This window comes from Pseudoalteromonas sp. RB2-MNA-CIBAN-0110 (assembly GCF_040309305.1).
Taxonomy (GTDB): domain Bacteria; phylum Pseudomonadota; class Gammaproteobacteria; order Enterobacterales; family Alteromonadaceae; genus Pseudoalteromonas; species Pseudoalteromonas arctica.
The window spans coordinates 1-229 of the sequence record NZ_JBEOOQ010000363.1; the positions used below are offsets into that span (position 1 = coordinate 1).

Sequence of the window (229 nt, forward strand, 5' to 3'; positions counted from 1 at the left end):
TTTAAATGAAATTTATTTATTAAAAGATAATATGATACAAACTGCCCAAGGTGGTTTATACGATATATTTAAAATTCAGGGTATTACCGTAGCTTGCTTATTACTTTGGGGTGAGCAAATACTCACTTTTATAGGCATAGATCCTAACTACAAAACCTTATTATTTATCGATGTAGTGGGTGTGGGTGTACAGGTTATATTTTTATCAATACTCAATATTTTATTTTAT

Annotated in this window: 1 protein-coding gene; it reads left to right on the top strand. The window is 28.4% G+C overall.

Annotated elements, in window-relative coordinates:
* The coding region (pelG, locus tag AAEY68_RS21805) for an exopolysaccharide Pel transporter PelG (protein ID WP_350586912.1) at positions 1–229 on the top strand (229 nt) is incomplete at both ends.